General features: G+C 36.1%; 3 protein-coding genes and 3 pseudogenes. 1 reads left to right on the forward strand and 5 read right to left on the reverse strand.

The window, feature by feature from the left end:
- Positions 1 to 112: 112 nt before the first annotated feature.
- From HMPREF0650_RS13505 to HMPREF0650_RS05960, 5 genes and pseudogenes are all read right to left on the reverse strand, one after another.
- A complete protein-coding gene (locus HMPREF0650_RS13505; protein ID WP_227207877.1) occupies positions 113 to 559 on the reverse strand; it encodes a hypothetical protein in 447 nt (148 codons plus the stop codon).
- A 49-nt stretch (positions 560 to 608) separates the two neighbouring features.
- Positions 609 to 977 (reverse strand): annotated as a pseudogene (locus HMPREF0650_RS13510) (peptidoglycan DD-metalloendopeptidase family protein); the annotation flags it as partial.
- A 114-nt stretch (positions 978 to 1,091) separates the two neighbouring features.
- Positions 1,092 to 1,550, reverse strand: coding sequence for a hypothetical protein (locus HMPREF0650_RS05950; RefSeq protein ID WP_245543464.1), 459 nt, complete (start codon positions 1,548 to 1,550; stop codon positions 1,092 to 1,094).
- A 239-nt stretch (positions 1,551 to 1,789) separates the two neighbouring features.
- Positions 1,790 to 2,197 (reverse strand): annotated as a pseudogene (locus tag HMPREF0650_RS13515) (RHS repeat-associated core domain-containing protein); the annotation flags it as partial.
- Entirely contained in the window at positions 2,181 to 2,672 is a 492-nt protein-coding gene (locus tag HMPREF0650_RS05960) for a hypothetical protein (protein ID WP_004349154.1), read from the reverse strand. The pseudogene HMPREF0650_RS13515 and the gene HMPREF0650_RS05960, both read right to left, overlap by 17 nt.
- Before the next feature lie 52 nt (positions 2,673 to 2,724).
- Between HMPREF0650_RS05960 and HMPREF0650_RS13735 the strand changes: the two are divergent.
- A pseudogene (locus HMPREF0650_RS13735) lies at positions 2,725 to 2,868 on the forward strand (IS982 family transposase); the annotation flags it as partial.
- Positions 2,869 to 3,245 lie beyond the last annotated feature (377 nt).

A 3,245-nucleotide genomic window follows, 5' to 3' on the forward strand; every position in this document is an offset into this window, starting at 1 on the left:
CATAAAGTTCCGAAGGGTTATCGTAAGGTAATTTTCTCTTTGTTTGGGGTTACAAAAATAGCAAAAATCACTGATTTCTATTTGTTGCTACGATAAAATCCAATTTGAAGCATTACTTATAGATTGGAATTAGCAAATACCTATCACGTTTCTTTTCTATTCTAAATTTCGCATTACCTTTCTTGATTTTTAGTTTTCTTATACTTTGATCAAATATTATACCAGTTTGTATTTTCTCTGGTATATAATACCAGTCTTGTGTGTAAATGATTCTTTTGTCTTGAACAAAAATCATTCTATCACTTGTGTCTTCGAACTCATTAAACTGTATACCTAAATCCTTATTAATCTCCTCTAAAGAGCATTTACTGGAAAAATAATAACATACATCCCAGTTGAAGCTAAAACAAGAAGAAAAGTCTACAATACAATTTATGCTATCTTGCTGCCAATGATTCGAAACTATCTTATTGATGTCATTTTTGTTTTGGCAACTAGCCAAAACAAAAATGACCAAGATAGAATGTAATATATTTCTTATCATCTCATTGTTCCCCATGTTTGTTGTAAAGTTTCTAATTCCTGTTTAGCTTTTGCGTAAGCTCCAATTCATCTATGAACACCTCGCCATACGGTACATATTCAATGTGCTGCATGACCTCACCATCCAAGTTGGTGATGTAGCTACTGCTGCCCAAATGGTCGGGATGGTATTAGAACTGCATCCGCTCGTTAGTGCCAGCTTCGCCAGCCCTCGTCTTGACCATCGCCCTTGCCTGTGCTGCCTCTGGCGTGTCGTCATCACTACTAAAGCCTTTGCCATTGACATAGTCGGTATTGTCCTGACCGTTGTATGGCAAATCGAATGTCTTGTAATTGTCCTTGATGGATTGCAACTGGAGGGCACTGTCCATGATGGTCTTGCCGCCAGCATTGACTGCAAGGTTCTGTAGTCTGCGACGCTGTGGGTCGTAACTGTAGAACGTTTCCGCTCCGTTGCAATACTTCAGGTAGGTGCGCAGCTCAATTTTGTAGGGATATGTACGGTTGTTTCGTAATGGCATATTTATACTTAATCTTTTATTTGCTGTTCATTTGATCTGGATGGAAGAGTGTTTTTTTAGAAATGAAATCAAACCACGTTGCCCTATGTTGCTATATTGGAGTTTATAAGTACGTTTATTCCAACTTATCGTTATTATAGATTGATTGGTAGACATGTAAGAAGTAATGCTTTTGTCACTTTTTATAGCATTTTCTATATGAAAAATCAGTGAATCTTGTAATTCTTTGCTTAGAAATATACTATCCTTTTTTTCAAAAATACTATCTACTGGAGAATGCCATATATTATTTAAGCTGTCAAACTCGGAAACTATAATGTGTTTATGTTTGGTAGTCTTTAGATAATCTCCATTGATTGTTATTACATAATAAACAGTGCTATCACCATACATGTCATAGACACATTTAAACTTTGACAAGGGGGAGTTACACCCTCCTGTTAAAATAATAATCGAAAAAAGAATAACCAAAACCTTTTTAGTCATTTGAAACATGTGATAAACGTTGTTGAAGATTTTACTCTTTTCGCAACATATTTTCGGTGTATTTATATTTCTTGTTATACCTGCTCATACCTATGGTTTGCAACTCTTTTATAGACTGTTTTTTCGGTAACAAGATACAATCCGTCGGTATATTGGTAATCCTCTTTTGCCAAAGTGGATATGCCTTCCATATATCTGAGGCTGTGGATAAGTTTATGTCTCAATGTTATTTCTGCAGGTGTATATCCGTTTTCAGAACGACCTGCTTTGGCATTGACCACGAGGTTCTGCAGTCGGCAACGTTGTGGGTCATAGGAGTAGAAGGTTTCCGCTCCGTTACAGTACTTCAGGTAAGTGCGCTGCTCAAACTTATGATAGCCAATCTTGTTCACATAATCGTAGCCATAGGACTTGTAGCCACGGACGTGGTCTACCTGTCCACCGAGGTTGTACCCGTAGGTTACTTTCTCCTCATCGGGGTAAATCATTTCCAATAGGCGATTGTGGCTGTCATACTTCCACTGTGTTACGTAGGTTGCCACTGTCTGATTAGGTACAATCAGCGTGCGGCGGGTCTTGGCAACCTTGCCCATCTTACCGTAGTAATACTCGATAGCACCGCTGCCGTCCTCAATAATTATCATCACGCACAAACCACTTATTGTTCGTAAGTAAATTTAGTATCTTCTCATTGTTGAATTTCTTAATTTGAAAAGAAAAGGTTAAATATCCCACGTCAACATTATTATGAATTAACCATTCGTAGGTTTCGTCAAAAATAGTTAGGCCTATCATATAATAAGTGTCAATACTTTCCTTACTTCGCCCTCGTGGAGTATAAGTCTTGTTACCTCTCATGAACTCTATGAAATCTTTCCTTGAAAATTTAGAATAGATTTCATCTTTTGTTATATTATATCCTTTTGTTAAATAGATAAAGTTGGAGTCTATGTTTTGGAACAAAGGCATAAAAACAGGCTCTAAAAAATCAACAACAGGCCATTCATATTCAAAATTTAAAGTTTTGACTTGCTCCTGGTTATTGACAAAACCGTCAATGTCTAAACTATATATTTTATATAGTTGCTCTGTTATATGTGAATCTATAATACTTTCTATCATTGACTCGTTGGCGGAATTTATTTAAGTTGATAAATATGCACAAAAGTTACACATGTCGTTGATTTTTAGTAACTTGGTGGTATTCAAAACATTAAGTTCAGAGAATCGTATGTACAACCTTTATACAAAAATCGTCAAAATTCTTGAGGTATGCAAGCAATTCTCTGAAAATCTCGTCAATGAATTTGGTAATGTACTGCTCACATGATGACATCCATCAAACAAGTCGTATCGGCTACAGAGATTCAATATCAACCTGAACGTGAATGTTTAAGATTGGTTGTTCTTTTATCAATACACTGAAAATTATTTTGACAACCATCCTGCTTAAAATTTGCGTGTAGACAAACAAACTTGCATCCATGCGTAAATACGCTGAAAATGGAGAAGTTTGTATGTTGTTGATATACAGAGTATTCTGTTTATTGATATCAAGATGTACCCGTTATTGATGTCCTTTAGGAACCAAAAGCATTGGTTTAAGCCGCTTATTAACATGCTTTTGTTGTGCAAAGGTGTGTAAATTGGACCTCAAAGTGTTGTTTCTTGTCGGCTCATCTCATTGCTTTATGG

It is taken from the genome of Hoylesella buccalis ATCC 35310 (assembly GCF_000177075.1).
Taxonomy (GTDB): domain Bacteria; phylum Bacteroidota; class Bacteroidia; order Bacteroidales; family Bacteroidaceae; genus Prevotella; species Prevotella buccalis.

Excerpts from the sequence above, each read along its gene's own strand:
- HMPREF0650_RS05960 (WP_004349154.1), bottom strand. The coding sequence starts at position 2,672 with ATGATAGAAAGTATTATAGATTCACATATAACAGAGCAACTATATAAA.
- HMPREF0650_RS13505 (WP_227207877.1), bottom strand. The coding sequence starts at position 559 with ATGGGGAACAATGAGATGATAAGAAATATATTACATTCTATCTTGGTC.
- HMPREF0650_RS05950 (WP_245543464.1), bottom strand. The coding sequence starts at position 1,550 with ATGACTAAAAAGGTTTTGGTTATTCTTTTTTCGATTATTATTTTAACA.